Source organism: Peribacillus sp. V2I11 (assembly GCF_030817135.1).
GTDB lineage: Bacteria > Bacillota > Bacilli > Bacillales > DSM-1321 > Peribacillus > Peribacillus simplex.
In genome coordinates this window covers 1,847,071-1,866,031 of sequence record NZ_JAUSYW010000001.1, presented here as the reverse complement: position 1 = coordinate 1,866,031, position 18,961 = coordinate 1,847,071, and the positions used below count along the sequence as shown (strand labels likewise).

At 40.7% G+C, this 18,961-nt stretch carries 24 protein-coding genes; 16 read left to right on the top strand and 8 right to left on the bottom strand.

Annotation, left to right across the window (positions count from 1 at the left end; genetic code table 11):
• The first annotated feature begins 77 nt into the window (after positions 1 to 77).
• The 6 genes from QFZ73_RS08975 (at position 78) to QFZ73_RS08950 (ending at position 4,803) form a co-directional block, all read left to right on the top strand.
• Complete coding sequence (locus QFZ73_RS08975) at positions 78 to 620, top strand: sigma-70 family RNA polymerase sigma factor (RefSeq protein ID WP_307265461.1); 543 nt, start codon at positions 78 to 80, stop codon at positions 618 to 620.
• Entirely contained in the window at positions 617 to 1,084 is a 468-nt protein-coding gene (locus QFZ73_RS08970; protein ID WP_307265458.1) for a hypothetical protein, read from the top strand. The genes QFZ73_RS08975 and QFZ73_RS08970 overlap by 4 nt, the downstream gene beginning before the upstream one ends.
• Positions 1,077 to 2,147: a hypothetical protein gene (locus tag QFZ73_RS08965; RefSeq protein ID WP_307265455.1), complete on the top strand. Its 1,071-nt coding sequence runs from the start codon at positions 1,077 to 1,079 to the stop codon at positions 2,145 to 2,147. The genes QFZ73_RS08970 and QFZ73_RS08965 overlap by 8 nt, the downstream gene beginning before the upstream one ends.
• Complete coding sequence (locus QFZ73_RS08960; RefSeq protein ID WP_307265452.1) at positions 2,144 to 3,070, top strand: hypothetical protein; 927 nt, start codon at positions 2,144 to 2,146, stop codon at positions 3,068 to 3,070. Before QFZ73_RS08965 ends, QFZ73_RS08960 begins: the two co-directional genes overlap by 4 nt.
• Before the next feature lie 180 nt (positions 3,071 to 3,250).
• The gene (locus tag QFZ73_RS08955; protein ID WP_251432197.1) at positions 3,251 to 4,165 is read left to right on the top strand and encodes a diacylglycerol kinase; all 915 of its coding nucleotides are present in this window, start codon (positions 3,251 to 3,253) and stop codon (positions 4,163 to 4,165) included.
• Between the two features lie 62 nt (positions 4,166 to 4,227).
• The gene (locus QFZ73_RS08950) at positions 4,228 to 4,803 is read left to right on the top strand and encodes a GNAT family N-acetyltransferase (protein ID WP_251432196.1); all 576 of its coding nucleotides are present in this window, start codon (positions 4,228 to 4,230) and stop codon (positions 4,801 to 4,803) included.
• A gap of 44 nt (positions 4,804 to 4,847) precedes the next feature.
• Here QFZ73_RS08950 and QFZ73_RS08945 read toward each other — a convergent pair whose 3' ends face one another.
• Positions 4,848 to 5,066, bottom strand: a complete 219-nt coding sequence (locus tag QFZ73_RS08945) for a methionine aminopeptidase (RefSeq protein WP_251432193.1) — start codon at positions 5,064 to 5,066, stop codon at positions 4,848 to 4,850.
• 189 nt (positions 5,067 to 5,255) lie between these two features.
• Here QFZ73_RS08945 and rlmD point away from each other — a divergent pair, with 189 nt between their 5' ends.
• Together rlmD and QFZ73_RS08935 are read left to right on the top strand one after the other, a co-directional pair.
• Positions 5,256 to 6,626 carry a 23S rRNA (uracil(1939)-C(5))-methyltransferase RlmD gene (gene rlmD, locus QFZ73_RS08940; RefSeq protein WP_307265445.1) on the top strand — a complete coding sequence of 457 codons (1,371 nt, stop codon included), beginning with the start codon at positions 5,256 to 5,258 and terminating at the stop codon, positions 6,624 to 6,626.
• Positions 6,627 to 6,920: 294 nt separating this feature from the next.
• Positions 6,921 to 7,556 (top strand): YitT family protein, encoded by a 636-nt coding sequence (locus QFZ73_RS08935; RefSeq protein WP_307265442.1) that lies wholly within the window; start codon positions 6,921 to 6,923, stop codon positions 7,554 to 7,556.
• Between the two features lie 9 nt (positions 7,557 to 7,565).
• Here the strand turns inward: QFZ73_RS08935 and QFZ73_RS08930 are convergent, their stop codons facing one another.
• From QFZ73_RS08930 to QFZ73_RS08905, 6 genes are all read right to left on the bottom strand, one after another.
• Entirely contained in the window at positions 7,566 to 8,426 is an 861-nt protein-coding gene (locus tag QFZ73_RS08930; RefSeq protein ID WP_307265439.1) for a DUF421 domain-containing protein, read from the bottom strand.
• 30 nt (positions 8,427 to 8,456) lie between these two features.
• Positions 8,457 to 8,663 (bottom strand): DUF1657 domain-containing protein, encoded by a 207-nt coding sequence (locus tag QFZ73_RS08925; protein ID WP_251432183.1) that lies wholly within the window; start codon positions 8,661 to 8,663, stop codon positions 8,457 to 8,459.
• Positions 8,660 to 8,803: a hypothetical protein gene (locus tag QFZ73_RS08920; RefSeq protein WP_307265435.1), complete on the bottom strand. Its 144-nt coding sequence runs from the start codon at positions 8,801 to 8,803 to the stop codon at positions 8,660 to 8,662. The genes QFZ73_RS08925 and QFZ73_RS08920 overlap by 4 nt, the downstream gene beginning before the upstream one ends.
• Before the next feature lie 69 nt (positions 8,804 to 8,872).
• Positions 8,873 to 9,892: a stage V sporulation protein AD gene (gene spoVAD / locus QFZ73_RS08915; RefSeq protein ID WP_307265432.1), complete on the bottom strand. Its 1,020-nt coding sequence runs from the start codon at positions 9,890 to 9,892 to the stop codon at positions 8,873 to 8,875.
• Positions 9,892 to 10,320 carry a SpoVA/SpoVAEb family sporulation membrane protein gene (locus tag QFZ73_RS08910; protein ID WP_307265428.1) on the bottom strand — a complete coding sequence of 143 codons (429 nt, stop codon included), beginning with the start codon at positions 10,318 to 10,320 and terminating at the stop codon, positions 9,892 to 9,894. Before QFZ73_RS08910 ends, spoVAD begins: the two co-directional genes overlap by 1 nt.
• Before the next feature lie 396 nt (positions 10,321 to 10,716).
• The gene (locus QFZ73_RS08905; protein WP_141992742.1) at positions 10,717 to 10,920 is read right to left on the bottom strand and encodes a DUF1657 domain-containing protein; all 204 of its coding nucleotides are present in this window, start codon (positions 10,918 to 10,920) and stop codon (positions 10,717 to 10,719) included.
• A 326-nt stretch (positions 10,921 to 11,246) separates the two neighbouring features.
• Between QFZ73_RS08905 and QFZ73_RS08900 the strand changes: the two genes are divergently transcribed.
• The 5 genes from QFZ73_RS08900 (at position 11,247) to QFZ73_RS08880 (ending at position 15,257) form a co-directional block, all read left to right on the top strand.
• Positions 11,247 to 11,603, top strand: a complete 357-nt coding sequence (locus tag QFZ73_RS08900; protein ID WP_230160220.1) for a hypothetical protein — start codon at positions 11,247 to 11,249, stop codon at positions 11,601 to 11,603.
• Entirely contained in the window at positions 11,600 to 12,877 is a 1,278-nt protein-coding gene (locus QFZ73_RS08895; RefSeq protein ID WP_307265421.1) for an ammonium transporter, read from the top strand. The genes QFZ73_RS08900 and QFZ73_RS08895 overlap by 4 nt, the downstream gene beginning before the upstream one ends.
• 45 nt (positions 12,878 to 12,922) lie before the next feature.
• Entirely contained in the window at positions 12,923 to 13,150 is a 228-nt protein-coding gene (locus QFZ73_RS08890; protein WP_307265417.1) for a hypothetical protein, read from the top strand.
• Between the two features lie 458 nt (positions 13,151 to 13,608).
• Positions 13,609 to 13,893, top strand: a complete 285-nt coding sequence (locus QFZ73_RS08885; protein WP_307265414.1) for a hypothetical protein — start codon at positions 13,609 to 13,611, stop codon at positions 13,891 to 13,893.
• A gap of 50 nt (positions 13,894 to 13,943) precedes the next feature.
• Positions 13,944 to 15,257, top strand: a complete 1,314-nt coding sequence (locus tag QFZ73_RS08880; RefSeq protein WP_373458923.1) for a hypothetical protein — start codon at positions 13,944 to 13,946, stop codon at positions 15,255 to 15,257.
• Positions 15,258 to 15,636: 379 nt separating this feature from the next.
• Here QFZ73_RS08880 and QFZ73_RS08875 read toward each other — a convergent pair whose 3' ends face one another.
• The gene (locus QFZ73_RS08875; RefSeq protein ID WP_251432262.1) at positions 15,637 to 15,969 is read right to left on the bottom strand and encodes a hypothetical protein; all 333 of its coding nucleotides are present in this window, start codon (positions 15,967 to 15,969) and stop codon (positions 15,637 to 15,639) included.
• A gap of 354 nt (positions 15,970 to 16,323) precedes the next feature.
• On the opposite strand from QFZ73_RS08875, the gene QFZ73_RS08870 reads away from it, so the two are divergent.
• The 3 genes from QFZ73_RS08870 to QFZ73_RS08860 are packed head-to-tail and all read left to right on the top strand — an operon-like array spanning position 16,324 to position 18,730.
• A complete protein-coding gene (locus QFZ73_RS08870) occupies positions 16,324 to 16,980 on the top strand; it encodes a 5-bromo-4-chloroindolyl phosphate hydrolysis family protein (RefSeq protein ID WP_251432165.1) in 657 nt (218 codons plus the stop codon).
• On the top strand, positions 16,977 to 18,149 hold the full coding sequence (locus tag QFZ73_RS08865; RefSeq protein ID WP_251432162.1) for a toxic anion resistance protein: 1,173 nt from the start codon (positions 16,977 to 16,979) through the stop codon (positions 18,147 to 18,149). Before QFZ73_RS08870 ends, QFZ73_RS08865 begins: the two co-directional genes overlap by 4 nt.
• A gap of 11 nt (positions 18,150 to 18,160) precedes the next feature.
• Positions 18,161 to 18,730 carry a nitroreductase family protein gene (locus QFZ73_RS08860; protein ID WP_048686185.1) on the top strand — a complete coding sequence of 190 codons (570 nt, stop codon included), beginning with the start codon at positions 18,161 to 18,163 and terminating at the stop codon, positions 18,728 to 18,730.
• Positions 18,731 to 18,961: the final 231 nt, after the last annotated feature.

Genomic DNA, 18,961 nt, shown 5'->3' with positions numbered 1-18,961 from the left:
TTTTGAGTTATCTGTAGGGGTAACTCCTTTTTGTGTCGTCTATTACATGAAAGTTTAACAGGAAAGGAGGAAGAGAAGTGACGGATGAGTTAGTTGAGAAGGTAAGGGCTGGGAATGATCATGCATTCCGAATGTTGATTGAAACTTATAAACAGACGATTTATAGAACCGTCCATTCCGTCTTGCGGAATCAAAAGGATGCTGAAGATGTTACCCAGGAAGTCTTTATCAAAATCTATACTTCTCTTCCTCAATATAAGAACCAAGGTTTTAAAACTTGGATTACCCGAATTGCGGTCAATCATGCAATCGATTTAAAGAGAAAGAGGGAACGCCAAAAGGAAGAATTGCAGGACGAACATTCATCGGAAGCTAATTTGGGCTTAACTGATGATGTCGAGGCAGTATTTTTTCGGAATGAAAGGCGAATGCAAGTAATACGGAAGCTGAATGACCTTCCAGAGGGATACCGGGACGTTGTATATGGCTATTACATAAAGGAAAAGACATTCAAGCAAATTGCAGAGGAACATCAGATTCAAGTGAAATCTGTAGAGGTAAAGCTATATCGGGCAAGAAATTGGATGAGAAAACATTGGAAAGAGGAGGATTTTTCATGAATCATGTTCCTGAAGCAGAATGGGTTGCATATTTGGCAGATGAAATACCAGAGGCTCTAAAAATTGAATATGAAAATCATCTATACTCCTGTGACAAGTGTTTGTCCGCCTATATGGAAGCAATGGAAAAAGAAGAAAACAGTCTGGACATTGAGGGGTTTGATATTGCAGGTCCTGTCATGGAATCGATTAGCCGACTGAAAGGCGACTCTGTTGAAGAGGCCAAGCAACACAGAAAAGAGAAATCACTTCGGACGATCACAAGACATTACTTGATCGCGGCCGGGTTTACGATTTTATTAATGGCAGGCGGAGTATTTCAATCATTGACAGAATATGTGGATTCTGTCGAATCAAGCAGCGAAAAGGAAAAGCAGTCCTTAACCGATGGACTTATTGATAAAACATTTAATTGGATGGACTCTATCGAAAAGAAAAATAAGGAGGGATTTAGAAATGAATAAAAGTCCGGTATTAGCCTTTTTATTATCATTTTTGCCAGGTTTCGGACATTTTTACCTACGAAGGAAATATAAAGGGTTATTTTATTTTCTTGCCACAGTTGGATTGGGGCTTGGAGGTCTTTTTCTTTCGTTGATCAGTCAATCTGATGCGTTTCTTGCTTTTTCCATTATTGGAATGATGTTTTATTTCATCAGTATATTTGATTTGGTGGTCACCTCACTGAGGAAGCCTAAAAGTGAAGAGGATGTAGAGGGAATGGCAGATCAGCCGGAGGCGGAAAGATTTTATGTAATCATCCTTTCATTCGTTCCAGGGTTAGGGCACTTTCAGCTGGGCCTCATGAATCGGGGACTCATTTTTCTCATCGGCTTTTTGGGCCTTGGCATCATGGTGATCTTCATCAGTGTGATGACACAAATGGAAGGTCTGTTAATATTCATGGCACTATTGCCTGTTATCTGGATTTACAGCTTTTTTGATTCTGTTCAACAGCTCAATAAAAAGCAAAGAGGTGAGGAGCTTATCGATCGGACCGTTTTGGAAGATTTCGAGGAGAGGCGGGAATCCGGGAAGAAGAGTAAATCGGTCGCGACTTTATTCGCTATTTTCCCTGGTGCGGGACACTTATATTTGGGGCTGCAAAAACGTGGGATTCAATTGATGGCCGGCTTTTTATTCGCCATTTACATATTGGATTTACTCCGATTAGGTTTCTTCTTTTTCCTTATTCCGATTATCTGGTTTTATAGTTTTTTTGATGGATTGCAAAAAGCCTCGAAAATGGAAGAGGGTCCAGTAGAAGATATCCCCATCATTTCGGGAATGGTCAATCACCAAAAATGGGTAGGATTGGGGTTAATGGGACTTGGAATCTATTTTCTGGCTAGTAATATAATCGTCCCGGCCATTGCTCCTCATTTGGATGAATGGATTGGAAGCAACTTGGAATATTGGTTTAGAGATTATTTTCAAAAAGGACTTGTATGCATCCTTCTTATAGGCGGGGGAATCAAATTGCTGTTGGGAAGTAAAAAAGGGAGAGTCAAGGAGGAGACAAAATGAGAACATGGAGAGTCGGAACGATTTCAATGGGAATCTCCCTGGTTGGTTTGGGTTTCGTTTTACTGGTTCCTCAAATTTTGGATATGAATTTGACGACGATTCTGCTATCATGGTGGCCATTGCTGTTCAATATCTTGGGTGCAGAGATTCTCTTCTATATATATTTTTCCAGAAAAGAAAGTTCTTTTGTAAAGTATGATATTCTTAGCATTCTTTTCGTGGGATTGCTTGGAACGACTGGGATCGTTTTAATTCTGCTGACATCAAGCGGATTGATGGATCAAGTTAGGGCTGCCGTGAATAGTGAAGAGAAAACGGTCAATTTGCCTGGTTTCAATCAAAAGGCAGGGAAAGACATACAGAGAGTTGTCCTGGACCCTGGCCCATACCCATTGACAATTGAAAGTGGTAAGGGCGAGGAAGTTTCCATTTTTGGAACATATGGTGAGCGGGTAATGGAAGATGATGATTCGTTGTTGAACAAGGCGGAAGATTATTTACTCGTTGAGAGAAATGGTGATACGCTTTATATAAGCTTCAAGGATTTGCCGATTCAAAGTGGACTTTTGGACAGTGGTACAATGAATCTTAAGGCAACTCTTATAATCCCTGCTGGATTGGCCATGGAGATAGACGGTAAAAGAACAGATCTTGTTCTGAAGCCAAGAAAGCTTTTGAATGACTGGAGTGTGAAGGACAGCGGAAATCTAAGTGTATTCCTTCAGGATAATAGTGATATCAAGATAGATGCCAGAGGGGCCGAGGAACTTGAAGGACCTGAGAATGGCTGGAAGATGACTGAAGTGAAAGAAGAAACAAGTGAACAAGGCGCTGTTAAAAAGAATGGGATATTCAATATTGGAAAAGGGAAACATACTTTAACGGTTACCGATACATTTAACGTGAAAGTTCAATATCCATGATTGAAATCATTTACTAGAATAAAATTGTAAAAAGCATTATAATTTTCCCTGATAAGATTTCTAGTAAAATGCAAAAGATATGGACCGAAATACGGTCCTCTTTTTTTCGAATATTGCTTTTCATGTAACGAAGGATTAAGATGTAAATTATGGAATCAATATGTATAAGGATGATGGGAAATGAAAAGAGCAAGGTTGATTTACAACCCGACTTCGGGCCGGGAAGCCATTAAGAAGAGCCTGCCAGGTGTGCTAGCGAAACTTGAAGAAGCTGGTTATGAAGCTTCTGCACATGCAACGACCGGTGCTGGGGATGCGACGAAAGCGGCTAAGATCGCGATTGAACGCGGCTATGATATAGTTATTGCAGCAGGGGGCGACGGTACGATTTATGAGGTTGTTAATGGACTGGCCACTGCAGAGAAACGTCCGAAACTAGGAATCATTCCGACGGGAACAACCAATGATTTCGCGCGGGCGCTGCATTTACCGAAGTCAATCGAAGGGGCAGCCGAAATTATTGCCGGTGGGCATACGATGCCGATCGATATTGGGAAAATGAACGATAAGTATTTCATCAATATTGCTGGCGGGGGCAGATTGACCGAATTGACCTACGACGTGCCGATCAAGCTGAAAACCATGCTTGGTCAGCTAGCGTACTATATTAAAGGAATTGAAATGCTTCCTTCAATTAAACCGACGGAAGTTTCTATTGAATATGATGGAAAGCTTTTTGAAGGAGAGATCATGCTTTTCTTGGTGGCTAACACGAATTCGGTAGGCGGCTTCGAGAAACTGGCTCCTGACGCCTCTCTGAATGATGGTATGTTCACGTTGCTTATTTTGAAAAAGGCGAACCTCGCTGATATTGTCCGTGTCGCAACATTGGCAATGCGCGGTGAACATATCCATGATAAAAACGTCATTTATGAAAAAGCCAATCGAATTAAAGTCCAGGCCAAAAACGACATGATGCTTAACTTGGATGGGGAATTTGGCGGGATGGCCCCAGCTGAATTCGTAAATCAGTACCGCCATTTTGATGTATTCATCCCGCAAGGAATACTGCCGGATGATCCGGAAAATAAATAGGGTGAAAAGGCCACTGCATCTGGTGGCCTTTTCAGTTTAATGAAGCAAGGAGAATTGCAAACATGTATATCAGGAAAGCGACACCGGAAGATGCGGAAAAGTCAGCCATATTGACCCGGTTAGCGATTAAGGAAATTGCAGAGGTTTTGACAGGTGAAACGGAAGAGGAAAGAGTACTTTCCGTTCTTGCCGATTTGTTCAGGAAAAGCGGAAATCGGATCAGTTATGAAAATACCTTCGTCAGTGAACATGATGGACAAGTATCTGGATTGATCATTGCTTACCATGGCAAGGATGCCGAAAGCTTGGACGAACCGATAGTGAAACAATTAAGGATGAAAATGAAAGACCCGAGCGTTACACTCGACAAGGAAGCGGAAATGAAAGACTTTTATTTGGATACAGTATCCGTTGACCCAAATTTTCAAGGAAAAGGAATTGGTAGTGAACTGATTCAATATGTTGAGGGATACGCTAAAAAAATGGGGTATCCAAGGGTTTCATTAGTCGTTGAAAATGAAAATGAAGGGGCGAATCGTCTCTATAGCAGATTAGGATATATAGAAATGAAAACCATTTCGATTAGCGGCCATGAATTTCGCTATATGGTAAAGGAAATAGAAGAACCTCCTGTTTAACAGGGGGTCCTTTTTAGTTATTTGAAATTTGGCACTGGATGCAATTACATTTGCTGCCCATTCATGGCTGCCCAATCAGCGTAATCTCCGGAGCCATTACAGCCGGGACAGTCGTGTATATCGGAAAAATGATATTCCGTAGGTACGAAGGAGCTGTATCCGCGTCCGTAACAATCCGGACAGAGTCCTTTTTGCTCCATACTTGCTCGATGTTTTTCTAACCTTGTAGCATTCCAGGCTGATATAGAGTTAAATAAACCCATTTTCTCACCTCATCTGTTTTTCCTTATTTTTCTTTTTTTATTTAACTTTTATTCATGGAACTATGAAAAATCCGTAATTCCTTCCACTATATTTTTATGAAAACCAGGGTAAATTGGTGAGTGGTTTTGTGGCAAGGCCTCTATTGTGGTAAAATACAGGCTAGCATAAAAAAGAAAAGAGAAGATGATATGAAAAAAACAGCACCAGTTGCTAAAAATGATATTATAGAGGTTTTATTTGAAGATTTAACACATGAAGGGGCTGGCGTCGCTAAGGTCGATGGCTACCCAATCTTTGTTCAGAGCGCCCTTCCTGGTGAAAAAGCAAAAATTAAAGTGATGAAGGCCAATAAGGGTTATGGCTTCGGACGCTTGATGGAGATTATCGAAAACAGTCCATACCGGGTTGAGGTCACGACCGAAGACTACCATAAATACGGTGGTTGTCAGCTGCAGCACATGAGCTATGAAGGACAGTTGGAATTCAAGGAAAAGCAAGTACGCGAAGTGATGACACGCATCGGGAAACTTGAGGATGTAAAGGTTCACCCGATCATCGGGATGGAGAATCCAACCCATTATCGCAATAAAGCTCAAGTGCCTGTTGGTGAAAAGGATGGCAAGCTAATAGCAGGGTTCTTCAAACCGCGGACACATGAAATTGTTGAAACGAAAGAAAGCATCATCCAAAGTGAAGTGATCAATGAAGCCGTTCAAGTCGTTAAAGAGATTTTCGGTAAACTTGGTATCCCTGCTTACAATGAAGAGACACATAAAGGTGTATTGCGGCACATCATGGCCCGTTATGGCAAGCAAACAGACGAATTAATGATTGTTCTCGTGACAAGAACGAATAGTATCCCTTTCATTGAAAGCATCGTGAAGGAAATCGTTGAACGTCTTCCGCAAGTTAAATCCATCGTCCAAAACGTGAATTCCAAGAAAACGAATGTTATCTTAGGCGATAAAATGACTTTACTATGGGGCGACGAAGTGATCCATGATATGATCGGTGATGTGAAATTTGCGATTTCAGCAAAATCCTTCTACCAAATCAATCCAGACCAAACGAAAGTCCTATATGATAAAGCTCTTGACTATGCTGGGCTGACGGGTGAAGAAACGGTGATAGATGCCTATTGCGGCATTGGAACCATCTCTTTATTTTTAGCTAAAAAAGCGAAAAAAGTAATCGGAGTCGAAGTGGTCGAAGAAGCGATAGAAGACGCACGCCGCAACGCTGAATTGAATGAAATCTCAAATGCAGAATTCATGGTTGGCGATGCAGGTAACGTTATTGCTGAATGGTATCAAAAGGGCAACACTGCGGATGTCATCGTTGTGGATCCGCCTCGTAAAGGTTGTGAAGAATCCCTTCTGAATACGATCATCGAGATGAAACCTACCAAAGTCGTATACGTATCATGCAACCCAGGCACTCTAGCGCGTGATCTTCATTTCTTGGAAGAAGGCGGATATAAAGCAGTTGATATCCAACCTGTCGATATGTTCCCAATGACGACACATGTTGAAAATGTAGTGTTATTAGAATTGAAATAATGGAGCTGGGCCCGGTCTTAAATGACCGGTTTTCTGGCTTGTACAATTTGAACGTTGATTTCTGGGGCTTTTACCGCAAGTCTCGCGCCACACTCTCCATCAACTTTGTTATGAAATTTAGATGGAAAGAAACTATGCCTGAAGAGGTTGGAGTATTGCTTTGGGTCAGTTGGTTCGGAAACATCATTTTGATGAAAGATACGTTTTCTGTCTACAAACGTGGGCCCGGTCTAAATGACCGGGTCCTTTTGCACGTCGTTAAATTGGTGTAAAGGGAGGGAGATTTTTTTTTGCATGTATATTCTTGACGCTCTGACTTGGACATATATTAAGGAATATATGATTGGGAGGCAAGGTGATTTTATTAATTTTCAAAAAGCGGTGGCTGTAATTGTTGGTAGCTTTTTGGTGGGCATTGGAATCAATTGTTTTTTAGTTCCTCATCATTTAATAGATGGCGGCGTTATTGGGATTGCACTCATCCTTCATTATTTCTTTGGATTTCAAACGGGGCTATCCATGTTGATCCTTAGTATTCCTATATTTTTATATGCGTGGTACTATGAACGGCCTTTTTTCTATAGCAGTGTTCACGGATTGCTTTTAACATCCCTTTTTATGGATTGTCTAAATCCATTGAAAAAGGTCTTTTCCATTTCGATACTAACTAGCTCTTTGATTGGAGGTGCCATCATAGGGATGGGCATAGGTCTTATGCTTCGATATGAGACAAGCAGCGGGGGGACGGATATGTTAGCCAAAATCATCTCAAAATCCACCTCCATGGATATTGCATTGGCGATTATCGTCATAGATACACTAATCATTTCAGCTGCAGCATTCACATTAGGTATCGAAATTTTTCTTTTTTCATGTGTGACGATTATCATCATTGGACTGATCACTTCGCTTATGAAAGTGAGGGATTGAATATAGTGATCAGTTCCTTAAGATATGGGCTACGTCATCTATTGCCTTTTGAAGTTTTTCGCTATTTTTGCTAAACATCTCTTTCGCTTCCTTTGATTCCGTTCCAAGTGCAAACAACTCTAAATCCGCTTGGCATTTTTTCAAGGTAGCGAGCATAAGAGGTTTTTCTTGAGGAGAAGGAACTTTAAGTTTATCATCAAAAAGGTCCACAGTTAATTCTCCGTTAGAATTAGCTTGAGCAAGAAAAACATTCTCGAGGATTACCCCCAACTTATCCAGTTCAGTATGAAGCCAATTTCGGTTCAGTCCAATCGTGGAAAGTGGTTCATCGAGTATGCCGCCGTCCATAATGATGGTTTGTGGCTCCTTTACTGCAGCCACTGGCAGGTTAAGGTCCTTAGCTGTTATAGGTTGATTTTGCTTCTTTAACATTACGGAAAAATCCCCGTTGGCTTCCAATAAGGCAAACTCAACTTCAGAGATATCGAAGACATCCTTTTTTCGGAGCAATCCTAACAATTCATCAATGGTGTATTTCTCTTTTTTTAAATTATCTTCCATGACTTTCCCATCTTTGATGAAAACCGATGCTTTTCCTTCCACAAGATCACGGAACGTTTTACTTTTTAAGGATATTGAACCTGCAATGAAGGGTGCTATGGCAAAAACGAGAATGGACAGTACACCATGTATAATATTGCCCTCCACTTTCGTAGCTAATTCTGCCCCAACATTACCAATGGTTATGCCCGTTACATATTCAAAAAAGGAGAGCTGGGACAATTGTTTTTTTCCTAACACTTTTGTGATCACAAAAAGAACAATTAAAAAGAATAATGAACGCAAAAGAATTTCTATCCAATCCGGCATTACCAAACACCTCCTGCTTGATCATTGTTTTTAAAAACCTTTATATTGTGGTTCTTCCCGTTCTAACTCGCCCACGCGATTCAGTACATCCTTCATAACTTCATTCACCACCAGCATCGTTTCATGCAAGATGCGTTGAGATTCTTCATCTTGAGTCCGGAGTGCTAAGCTGGATAAGCCTGCTTCAACTCCTTTTAGGCTAGAGACACATTGTTTTACATTAGAAGCTATCGTCATACAGCATCCTCCTCATCCTTAGGTCTAAAAATAATCGCTCGAAACACTCCGTGGCTGTTTATTCCGGCACAGTTTACTTCAAACATGCCAGCATGCTTTTCCGTATCCGCGAAGGCTACGGAAACAATCTCAGCAACCACGAATGTTCATCCTTTATGAGCAGGCGTGTGTTTGAATACATCAAACATCTGTCAGATTCCACAAGTAAATCATGTTTGTGGTTCACCGCCATATTCGATCGATACGGCATGGGCAATGCATGGAATCGTCTCACTTTGTTGAAAGGATAGGGGAGATAACAAGGCACCGGTAGCCACGACGAGCAATCGTTTAATCTCTCCCTTTTTCATGCGATTTAACAAATGACCATAAACAACGGTTGCGGAACATCCAGGGCCACTTGCCCCGGATAGGACCGGTTGACCTTCCCTGTATATCATTAAACCGCAATCTTTATATTGCTCTTCTTTAATCGGAGTATTATGTTTTTTAAATAATTCCAATGAAACCTCATGTCCAATTTTTCCTAAATCCCCGGTCACTATTAAATCATAATAGGATGGGTCGAGATTCCGTTCTCTTAAATGGGCTTCAATCGTATCCACAGCGGCCGGGGCCATTGCACCTCCCATATTGAAAGGATCAGTCAATCCCATGTCAATGACACGGCCTATCGTAGCTGATGTGACCCTTGGGCCTTCCCCTGCACTGCTTAATAAAGCTACGCCGGCCCCCGTAACGGTCCATTGGGCTGTTGGAGGTTTTTGCCCTCCGTATTCAGTTGGGTAGCGAAATTGCTTTTCTACTGCGGCGTTATGACTTGATGCTCCTGTCAATAAGTACTCTGCCCCTTTTGTATTGACAAGGTATGCACCAAGAGCCAGTCCCTCCATGGAGGTGGAGCAGGCACCAAATAAGCCGAGATAAGGTGTTCCTAGTGTTCGGCAGGCAAAACTCGTAGGGGTTATTTGGTTGATAAGGTCGCCTCCAAGGAAAAATTGAATCTGTTCCTTTTGAAGACCCGCCTTTTCGATTGCTTTTGTACTCGCTTCTTCCAATAAGACTTTATGTGCCTTTTCATAAGTATCTTGATTTATCCATAAATCGGAATGGAGAAGATCGAAATCATCCGCAAGCAAACCGTCTGCTTCAAATGGACCGCCAACGGTTCCTGTGGAGACGATGACAGGCTTTTGATCAAACACCCATGTGCGATGCCCCGTAAGCATTATAAACCCCCCCATTGTATGAGTATAGTCATTACCAGTGCTGTGATAAAACCAAGGAATAATATAAATGATTCAGCCAATTTGAATATATTGCAGCCATTTCCTAAAACGAAATCTTCTGCCCGGTATTCTATGGCTGCGGATATAGCGGCATTACCGAAACCTGTAAGCGGAACAAAGCGGCCAATTCGGTCATACACCCCAAATCCGGTGAGGAAAATAGCAATGAATATTAATATTCCTGCCATGGGGTTTCCAGCTGTCTGGTCCGTGAAGTCATGGTAAAGGAAATGAAAATTCGGAATCGTTTGTCCGATCATATAAATTATACCGCCGGTCATTACTGACCTTTTAATTTCCAATTGAGTTTGAACTTGCTGATGTTTCTGTTGGATAGGAGTCAGCTTTTTCTTTTTATCATTTAACATCCTCGCATCACTTCTTCCATTCATTCAATAAGGCATTATCCTTTTGAAATCCTTTTATTAAGGTCTTTCTAAAGTTCCTGTCAATCAAATTCTAAAAACGACCTGTTTACCATGATTTTTAAGCGTATGCAATTCATAGCTTTTACATCCGCGACTTCGTGCTTTTCCATTAGCTTTAGGCTTGATTGCCCGCAGTTCGGTCAATTGGATTGCTGATATGTAACCCATTGGTATATTCAAGCCTCGTCCCTTATAATAGCCGTCTGACTTGGGATTTGCTCAAAAATCCTGTCTTACATAAAACGATTGGTATAGAAAAAGGAATGAAAATTTCATTCTGGATTGAAAGATATAAAAAAGGCTGGTTGCTTTAACCAACCTTTTTTATATGAATGATTATTGTTTATATTGAGGTTCCTCGTTTTGAATCTCTTCAATGCGAGGAGTGATGCTGTCCACAATCGTTTGTGTTTGTTGGGCAGCTTGTTGGTATAGTTGTTTGGCTTGCTCATTATCTGTGGAAAGAGCGAAGGTTTCAAAGCTCGCTTGAGCGCTTTTTAGCCCTGCTATAGTTGTTTTGACATCGCTTATTACTGTCATGTTTGAACCTCCTTAGTTTGTAACTGCCTTATTAGAGTAAGGAAAAAATGATTATCTATACCTTCCAAATTTCTCTAGGAATTGATTCAAGTGACTAGCTCATTCCATTAATCAAACGTTTGATTAATGGAAAGTGAACAGGCAGAAGCGTTCTTAAAATCGGATTTATTCGTAGTACAAATCGTTTTTTATTGTTTAATTATTGACTGAATTCAGAATTATAAATATAATTATAGAAAACATAACGTGATTACGTGAGGTGATATGACATTTATATTAGGGATGATTTATATAGTAGAGTTGTTTTTGAAATTTCATCTGAAGAAGTGATAAAAGGACTGCTATTCCATAAAAGCAAACAAGAGTCGGAAATTGAATCGATCAAAGGTAAAATTCATAAATATGAGCAAAAACGAAGAGCCGAGGAAGCTTGGTATCAATCCCTATCACCATTTAAACGTTTTTTTACAGGGCGTGCTCCAAGTCATCACCAGGCAGTTGAGCATTTGGTGAATGTTAAAGATAGATATAAACAAATCGAGAAAATAAAACAGAAGGTCGCTTTTTTAAATGAGGTGATCGGTTTACTTGAAGCTGAACCGGAAAAACGGGAAATGAATTTGCCATCAGACATCATTAAAGAAATAATGGCCTGGCAGAAAGCGGAGGGAACACCAAGATGACTCTAGAAACATTAAACGCTGGCTTGGATACGGTTTGGGTGGTTCTGACAGCAGCCATGATTCTCTTAATGGAGGGCGGGTTTGCCTTATTGGAGGCAGGGTTCGTCCGTACGAAGAATAATGTGAACATCATCATGAAGGTTTTTGCTGATATTACGATCGGAACGCTTTGCTATTTCATCGTTGGTTTTGGCTTAATGTATGGAACGGATGCTTTTGGAACCATTGGAGCAAGCGGCTTTCTGCTGAAAGGTGATTTGTCGCACATCGACCTTACGATTTCCATGGATGCATTTTGGTTATTTCAAGGGGCATTCGTCATCGCCGTTATTTCCATCGTATCCGGAGCAGTTGCGGAAAGGATAAATTTTCGAGCGTACCTTATTTTTGTCGTAATGATGACGGCATTCATCTATCCGATTGCCGGTCACTGGGTATGGGGAGGTGGCTGGTTAAGCGGGTTGGGCATGCAGGACTTCGCAGGGTCTGCGGTCATTCATGCACTAGGCGGTTTTTCTGCACTTGCTGCTGCCATTGTAATTGGGCCGAGAGCAGGTAAATTCACTTCACGGGGGACTAGTTCCATTTCCCTGCCGAGTAATCTCCCATTGGCATCTGTTGGGGCATTCCTTTTATGGTTTGGCTGGTTTGGGTTTAATGCCGGAAGCACCTTGCAAGCTACAGATGGACGCATTGGCCATATTGCCATTGTCACGATGCTCTCAGCTGCATCAGGGGGGGCAGCGACCTTGCTTTATACACTTTTTAGGTATGGTCGTTCGGATGCACCTTCCGTCATCAATGGCTCACTTGCAGGTCTTGTCGGGATTACAGCAGGCTGTGCATTCGTTAGTGATCTGGCGGCGTTACTGATTGGAGCGGTTTCTGGAATGCTTATGTTAGCTGCGACAAATTGGTTGGAAGCCAAAAAAATCGATGATCCGGTTGGCGCCTTTCCTGTTCATGCGGCATCAGGAATGTGGGGTACGATAGCGGTCGGGCTTTTCTCCACTGAAAACGGATTGTTTGCAGGTGGGGGATGGCATTTGCTCGGAGTTCAAACATTAGGATTAGTGGTGTTATGTATCTGGGGCTTTTCATTGACATGGCTCGTTTTTAAAGTTATAAATGTTTGGCTGCCTATAAGATCCACTGAAGAAGAAGAAGAACTCGGGTTGGATATCAGTTATCATGGCATCATGGCCACACATACCTCGCCGGAGTTCATCAAGGTAGAGGACTACTATAAGCAGGAAGAAGAATTGACAAGGTAATGTCCATAATACTCATGGTAGAATCAAGTGAGAGGTGAATTTTATATGGGTACATGCAATCTTAATCATTCGCAGAATGATGTCAGGCTGAAATTTGAGAGTCAAAAGGCATTTTTACCAACTGAATTGAGTCAAACATTGGATCACTATCTTGAAAAAGGGAATTCGAAGGAAACATTGAATGAACTTTTTCATCTATTGAAGAAGTATGACTTGTCTACTCAGGAGGAACAGGAATCAAGAAACGAAAAGTTGAAACAAATAATTTTGTGAATGAGAAAGAACGGGAGTGCAAGCATGACCCCCGTTCTTTTTTTGTTTTTTCCATTATGGAATATCTCCTTTAAACGACTTAAGGGATTTTTGTGATACTATCTCATGAATTATGCACATATTTATATAAGTGGCGAAAGGAAACTTACGCTTTGTGCTATCTATATAAATAACGATGAATGGAATGGAAGTGAGAAAAAACTAAATTTATAGGCTTATAGGCTAAGGAGGAACTAAAGGGAGAGAGGCATAAAAAATGAGACATCGTAAATCATGCGACAATCCTGTGGACGATATGACTCTCGAATTTGCCCATCATGTGGCTCCCCTATTGTTGGTGAAAAACAAATAGTGGAAAAGGAAGCTGCATCCGAGATGAGACAAGAACAAGTAGAGGAGACTTCTACCAAAAGGCATAAGAAAAGAACATTAATCATTACTGCAATATTGGCATTATCATGATTTTTAGTGCAGCCGCTGCCATTATTCTTCATAAATCCCCGAAAGAGCTCTATCTTCTTTCCGAATATAAAACATACCAGAAATACAAACAAGGATGGGTTGATAAGTATAGCGATAAGATGGAATTCCAAGAGAAAATAATGAAGAAACCTTCAAGTTCGGAGATGACTCTAAGCGGCAATATCGAAGAGGATTCATTATCGAATGATCCAAATTTAGAAATGTTTCAAGAATTATTGAACAAGGCAACTCTTACTGCTAAAACTGAACAGGACCAATAAGCAATCAAAGTTATAATAATTTAGCCCTGAATGTCGAGAAGGAAAAGGCAATGGATGTAGAAATGTTCCAAACCAAAGATCGACTAGGTTTGAAAGTACCGTTTTTATATGAAAAATTCTTTTATGTGAATTTTGATGAATATGGTGAGTTCATGCAAATGATCGATCCATCATATTCTGGCCCTGAAACCTTGGAAGCACCCGATCTTGAATGGCAAGACTTGAATTTAACGGAGAAAGAACAGGAATACATCCAAAAACGATATGGGGCATTTCTGTTGGGAAATTTAGAAGATAAAAACTTTACGATGAAAAAGGGCGTGGAGTATGAACATGAAGGCGAAACGATCAAGGTCAGGGAAGTGACGCTTAAACTTTCTTCTTCGGAAACTAAAAACCTAGTAAATGATTTCATGGACCATTTGATTAAAGATGAAAAGCTTCATAGCATGATAGTCACCAGGGCACAAAAAGTGTCAAAGGCCGGTGCACTGACAAAAAAAGTAGGAAGTCCTGATGCAAACGGATTGAAACGGCAATTGGTGGACGGTCTAAATGATGCAAAGAAAGAAATGAAAGGTATCCATTTTTCTAAAGGATTTTCTTCTACATTGCTAATTGATAAGGATGAGCAAATAATCGATCGTAAAGTAACAACGGCTTATGGAGGCAGTACGAATCAACTCAACATGGAATTGAGGAGCAAAAACGTTTCATATGGCAATGATCAATTATTCGAAGAATTTAGCGTGGCACTTTCTCCTGAAGATGATGAGGAATCAAAGCTTTTGTTCCAGGTTACAAATGATGTGGTCGTTAAGGAAGATAATCGGAAAGAGAATCTTAATGCCTTCTTCAAAATTGAAGAGTATGGGGAGTCTGAGGAAATCAATTTTTCGATGAAGAGTGATATTGACGGAGAAAAGGGAGGTAAGCAAAAAATCAGAAGAGATTTCAATCTTAACTTCGTTGTTGGCGATTTCACTGATATGCCATCCGCTTTTAACGGAACCATTAAACAAACGAGTGAACTTAACTTAAAGAAAGACTATTCCAACGCGAAATTCGAATTAAAGCTTGGTTTAGCAGATGAATTGGGCTCTGATACGGTCCCGTTCAAGCTGGGCACGAAAACGAAACTAAAAGACAAACTTGAGATGCCGGATTTGAAACTTGATTCAGGTGCGGGCCTAAACTTAGTGAACATTCCTGAAGGTGAAATGTATCGCATTCAGGGAGAAATGGGAATGAATTTGATGGAGCTGGGCGTTAAATACGGACTTGTTCCAGAAGATGTATATCAGTTCGATAGCTATGATGGTTACTATGATTTAGAAGATGAAGATTCGGTTGTTAAGTTGTAGGCGGGGATGTGTTGCTTTTTATTTAATGGTACTACTGAAAATGGAAAACAGCAGCGGAAATTTGGCAACTCCAATTTTTCTTATTATTGGGCGCATCAGTAATTGGTAACTACTTTTTTAAAGAAGATGTCAGGGTTAACATTCAATGTAGCGAAAAATACACATGATAGTAGTGAAATCGTAAAGCCCTGTAACCCGAATCGGCGTTCCTCAAAATGGATTAATCAGTTTAAGTAACGCGGACAAGGGTTTAGTGGACCTTTAAAGAATTAATCAATCGTTTGATTAATTCTCATGTACTGACTACCAGTGCCTTCAAAAAAAGCATCGGGAAAATAAAAAAGGCGGGAGCCCATAATGAGCTCCTGCTATTTCTTTATTAAAAACCATCATCTGTTGCGGTGAAGGGGATGTTTAGGTTTCTTTCCACGGCCCGAAGTCTTTGATTCAGCCTGTTTAACCTATTCGTATGTCGCTGGTCCACTTGACTTAGCCTGGAGATTTCCTGGTTAATGCGGTTCACTTCACGATTTATCCGCGTGATTTCTTGGTTCTGACGATTGAGTTCCCTCGTTTGACGCTCGTTTTGACGCTCAAGTTCCCGGACTCTTCTTTCAAGTTGTTGAGGCTGCCTTTCTACATCGAATGGGTCGGGCACCTGGCTATATGGATTCTCTTGTACCTGCTGAAGGTTCCAATCTTGCTGTGGCATATAATCAAATCGTTCAGGCTGTTGGAAATATGGGTTAAAATTGGACTGATAGTACTGATGATTTCCATTTTGTTGTGGAAAAGGATAAAATCCGTATGAATTCATAGTCAACTCTCCTTTTTAAAATCGGGATGGATACGTTATAACTTATGTAAGTTCCGGTGAAGTGACTAGGCGTTAGCCCATATGAGTGGAAAGAAGAGGTAATTTACAGAAAAAATTTCAATAAATTTGCAGAAACCAACCGGTTCCTATATCGTTTAGGATAGGAGAAATTCTTTTAGCCATCTTGAAACCAATACCAAGGATAATCCGTATATAAAGAAAAGAGTGTAAGTCAGGAGTGTAATGATTATGAATCGATTTCTTGCTGATTTTGTTCCGATATTAATTGCATTTCCAATAGTTTTGCCGGTGTGGATGATTAGCTATTTTGCATTGAATCAACCGTTTGCCCTGTCCGTTGTCATATCTTTAGCAGGAGGGGTGCTTGTATACTGGCTAAGTTCCGTATATTTTTCCTCGCGATACCTCAAAAAACATGAATTGACGAGAAAAGAATATCAATATATAAAGAAAAATTTAATTGAAGCAAAACCGAAGATATGGCGGGTGCAAAAAGCACTAATCTCGGTCAGGCATATCTCTTCTTTTAAACAGAGGAAAGATATGATTAAAATGACCAGGAAAATATATAGTCTGACAAAAAAAGAACCGAAGCGGTTTTACCAGGCGGAACAATTTTATTACTCGCATCTGGATTCCGCCATGGAGCTTGCGGAGAAATATGTTTTTTTAGCACAGCAGCCAAAAAAGAATAGGGAACTCGAACTTTCCTTAACAGAGACTCGTAAAACCTTAAAGGAACTCACTAATACGATAGAAAAGGATTTATATAAAGTGATTGCCGATGATATCGATAATCTTAACTTTGAATTGGATGTTGCTAAGCAATCCATTAAAACTAGAAAAGAGTCACAAGTAATTGATGAAAGCAGGAGGTTAAAATGAACAACAATGATCCAAACCTGTTGAATAAAACGAATGATGCCAGTTTGATCGATGACCTTTTAGCCAATCCATTTGATGGGGTGCAGGAGCTTGAGAAAGTATCTTCCCAGGAAGGGAAACCGGTTAAACTGATTGATGTCATTCCTGAAGAGAACAGGGCAAAGGCTTATCAGCTTGCCGAACAAATCGACCCGACGAATCACCAGGCGATGATATCCTATGGTACACCGGCCCAATCAAAGCTCCTGACCTTTTCCAATTCCATGCTTGAGCATGTCCAGAAAAAAGATGTGGGTGAAGTGGGCAACATTATCAGTGATTTAATGAAAAAGTTAAACGAGCTGAGCCCGGATGAGCTAAAACCGGATAAGCCCTCATTCTTTGCGCGTATGTTCGGGAAGCTCTCGGGATCTGTCCAGGAGGTGCTATCCAAATATCAAAAAACTGGGGCCCAAATTGATCGAATCAGTGTAAAACTCGATCGGAGCAAAAATATCCTGTTATCGGATATCGTAATTCTTGAAAAGCTATATGAAACGAATAAGGATTACTTCCAGGCATTGAATGTCTATATTGCAGCTGGGGAAATTAAACTCGAGGAAATCCATGAGAAAACGATTCCGGAGCTAAGGAAGTCCGCTGAATCAAGCAATGATCAAATGAAGTTTCAAGAAGTCAATGATATGCTGCAATTTGCCGAACGGTTGGATAAAAGGCTTCATGATTTGAAATTGAGTCGTGAAATCACGATTCAAAGCGCACCGCAAATCAGGCTGATCCAAAACACGAACCAGGCACTAGTCGAGAAAATACAATCTTCGATCATGACAGCCATTCCCCTTTGGAAAAATCAGGTTGCGATTGCGTTGACCTTAATCAGGCAAAGGCATGCTGTAGAAGCGCAAAAACAGGTTTCCAAGACTACAAATGACTTGTTATTGAAGAACTCCGAGATGCTGAAAACGAATACCATTGAAACGGCTAAAGAAAATGAGCGCGGACTTGTCGATATCGAAACATTAAAGAGTACTCAAGCTAACTTGATTTCGACGCTTGAGGAAACCATGCGGATTCAAGAAGAAGGAAGGCATAAACGGCGTCAAGCCGAACAGGAATTGGCGTCAATGGAAAATGAACTGAAGCAAAAACTATTAGAGATAAAGGGATAAGGGGAGATAACATGGAAACTATCGAGGCTATAAAAACGAGAAGAAGCATTGGAATCGTCAAACAGGATCCGGTACCTAAGGAAATGATCGAGCAAATCATTGAAGCCGGGACGTATGCACCCAATCACCATCGAACGGAGCCTTGGCGTTTTTTTGTATTGACAGGAGAAGGAAGAAATAAACTTGGGCAGGTATTCGAAGAAATCACAAGAATTGAAAATGCTGATGATACCCCTGAAAGTTTAATCAGCAAGCTCGAAAGGCAAAAAAAGAATCCATTAAGGGCTCCAGTCATCATCGCAGTGGGCATAGAGCCAAGTGATAAGAATAATGTCCTCGTGGCAGAAGAATATGCGGCAGTGAACAGTGCCATTCAAAACATGCTTCTTGCAGCACATTCTCTAGGTCTGGGAGCAGTATGGAGAACGGGGAAAATAACTTATCATGACAAGGTCCGTGAATTTTTCAATTTATCCTCTAAAGGAGAAGTATTGGCTTTCATATACTTGGGTTATCCTGACATGGAGCCGAAACCTGCTAAGAAAACACCGATAGATGAATTGACCACATGGATCGGATGAAGGATTGAGGGGCAGCTGCATCAGTGCATACACACTGCTGCAGCTTTTTTTTATTGCCTTCAATTGGGTTTTTAATGTAAGGGATTTGGCTTCGTCAGGCTTCGTTTCAAGTGACGATTGATGAATAAGGTTGTACAATACATAGGAAGAATAAATTTTGATGAATTAGGATGTGTCTATAGATGAGAACGATTGATCCATTTGAGATACTCGATGGAAAAGCGATAAAAT

What these genes read in the sequence shown, in the direction of transcription:
- QFZ73_RS08945 (WP_251432193.1), bottom strand. Translation starts at nt 5,066, where the DNA reads ATGGGTTTATTTAACTCTATATCAGCCTGGAATGCTACAAGGTTAGAA.
- QFZ73_RS08890 (WP_307265417.1), top strand. Translation starts at nt 12,923, where the DNA reads ATGGGTACATGCAATCTTAATCATTCGCAGAATGATGTCAGGCTGAAA.
- QFZ73_RS08950 (WP_251432196.1), top strand. Translation starts at nt 4,228, where the DNA reads ATGTATATCAGGAAAGCGACACCGGAAGATGCGGAAAAGTCAGCCATA.
- QFZ73_RS08930 (WP_307265439.1), bottom strand. Translation starts at nt 8,426, where the DNA reads ATGCCGGATTGGATAGAAATTCTTTTGCGTTCATTATTCTTTTTAATT.
- spoVAD (WP_307265432.1), bottom strand. Translation starts at nt 9,892, where the DNA reads ATGCTTACGGGGCATCGCACATGGGTGTTTGATCAAAAGCCTGTCATC.
- QFZ73_RS08895 (WP_307265421.1), top strand. Translation starts at nt 11,600, where the DNA reads ATGACTCTAGAAACATTAAACGCTGGCTTGGATACGGTTTGGGTGGTT.
- QFZ73_RS08965 (WP_307265455.1), top strand. Translation starts at nt 1,077, where the DNA reads ATGAATAAAAGTCCGGTATTAGCCTTTTTATTATCATTTTTGCCAGGT.
- QFZ73_RS08875 (WP_251432262.1), bottom strand. Translation starts at nt 15,969, where the DNA reads ATGCCACAGCAAGATTGGAACCTTCAGCAGGTACAAGAGAATCCATAT.
- QFZ73_RS08870 (WP_251432165.1), top strand. Translation starts at nt 16,324, where the DNA reads ATGAATCGATTTCTTGCTGATTTTGTTCCGATATTAATTGCATTTCCA.
- QFZ73_RS08905 (WP_141992742.1), bottom strand. Translation starts at nt 10,920, where the DNA reads ATGACAGTAATAAGCGATGTCAAAACAACTATAGCAGGGCTAAAAAGC.
- QFZ73_RS08880 (WP_373458923.1), top strand. Translation starts at nt 13,944, where the DNA reads ATGGATGTAGAAATGTTCCAAACCAAAGATCGACTAGGTTTGAAAGTA.
- QFZ73_RS08970 (WP_307265458.1), top strand. Translation starts at nt 617, where the DNA reads ATGAATCATGTTCCTGAAGCAGAATGGGTTGCATATTTGGCAGATGAA.
- QFZ73_RS08960 (WP_307265452.1), top strand. Translation starts at nt 2,144, where the DNA reads ATGAGAACATGGAGAGTCGGAACGATTTCAATGGGAATCTCCCTGGTT.
- QFZ73_RS08860 (WP_048686185.1), top strand. Translation starts at nt 18,161, where the DNA reads ATGGAAACTATCGAGGCTATAAAAACGAGAAGAAGCATTGGAATCGTC.
- QFZ73_RS08935 (WP_307265442.1), top strand. Translation starts at nt 6,921, where the DNA reads ATGTATATTCTTGACGCTCTGACTTGGACATATATTAAGGAATATATG.
- QFZ73_RS08885 (WP_307265414.1), top strand. Translation starts at nt 13,609, where the DNA reads ATGATTTTTAGTGCAGCCGCTGCCATTATTCTTCATAAATCCCCGAAA.
- rlmD (WP_307265445.1), top strand. Translation starts at nt 5,256, where the DNA reads ATGAAAAAAACAGCACCAGTTGCTAAAAATGATATTATAGAGGTTTTA.
- QFZ73_RS08910 (WP_307265428.1), bottom strand. Translation starts at nt 10,320, where the DNA reads ATGTTAAATGATAAAAAGAAAAAGCTGACTCCTATCCAACAGAAACAT.
- QFZ73_RS08865 (WP_251432162.1), top strand. Translation starts at nt 16,977, where the DNA reads ATGAACAACAATGATCCAAACCTGTTGAATAAAACGAATGATGCCAGT.
- QFZ73_RS08925 (WP_251432183.1), bottom strand. Translation starts at nt 8,663, where the DNA reads ATGACGATAGCTTCTAATGTAAAACAATGTGTCTCTAGCCTAAAAGGA.
- QFZ73_RS08955 (WP_251432197.1), top strand. Translation starts at nt 3,251, where the DNA reads ATGAAAAGAGCAAGGTTGATTTACAACCCGACTTCGGGCCGGGAAGCC.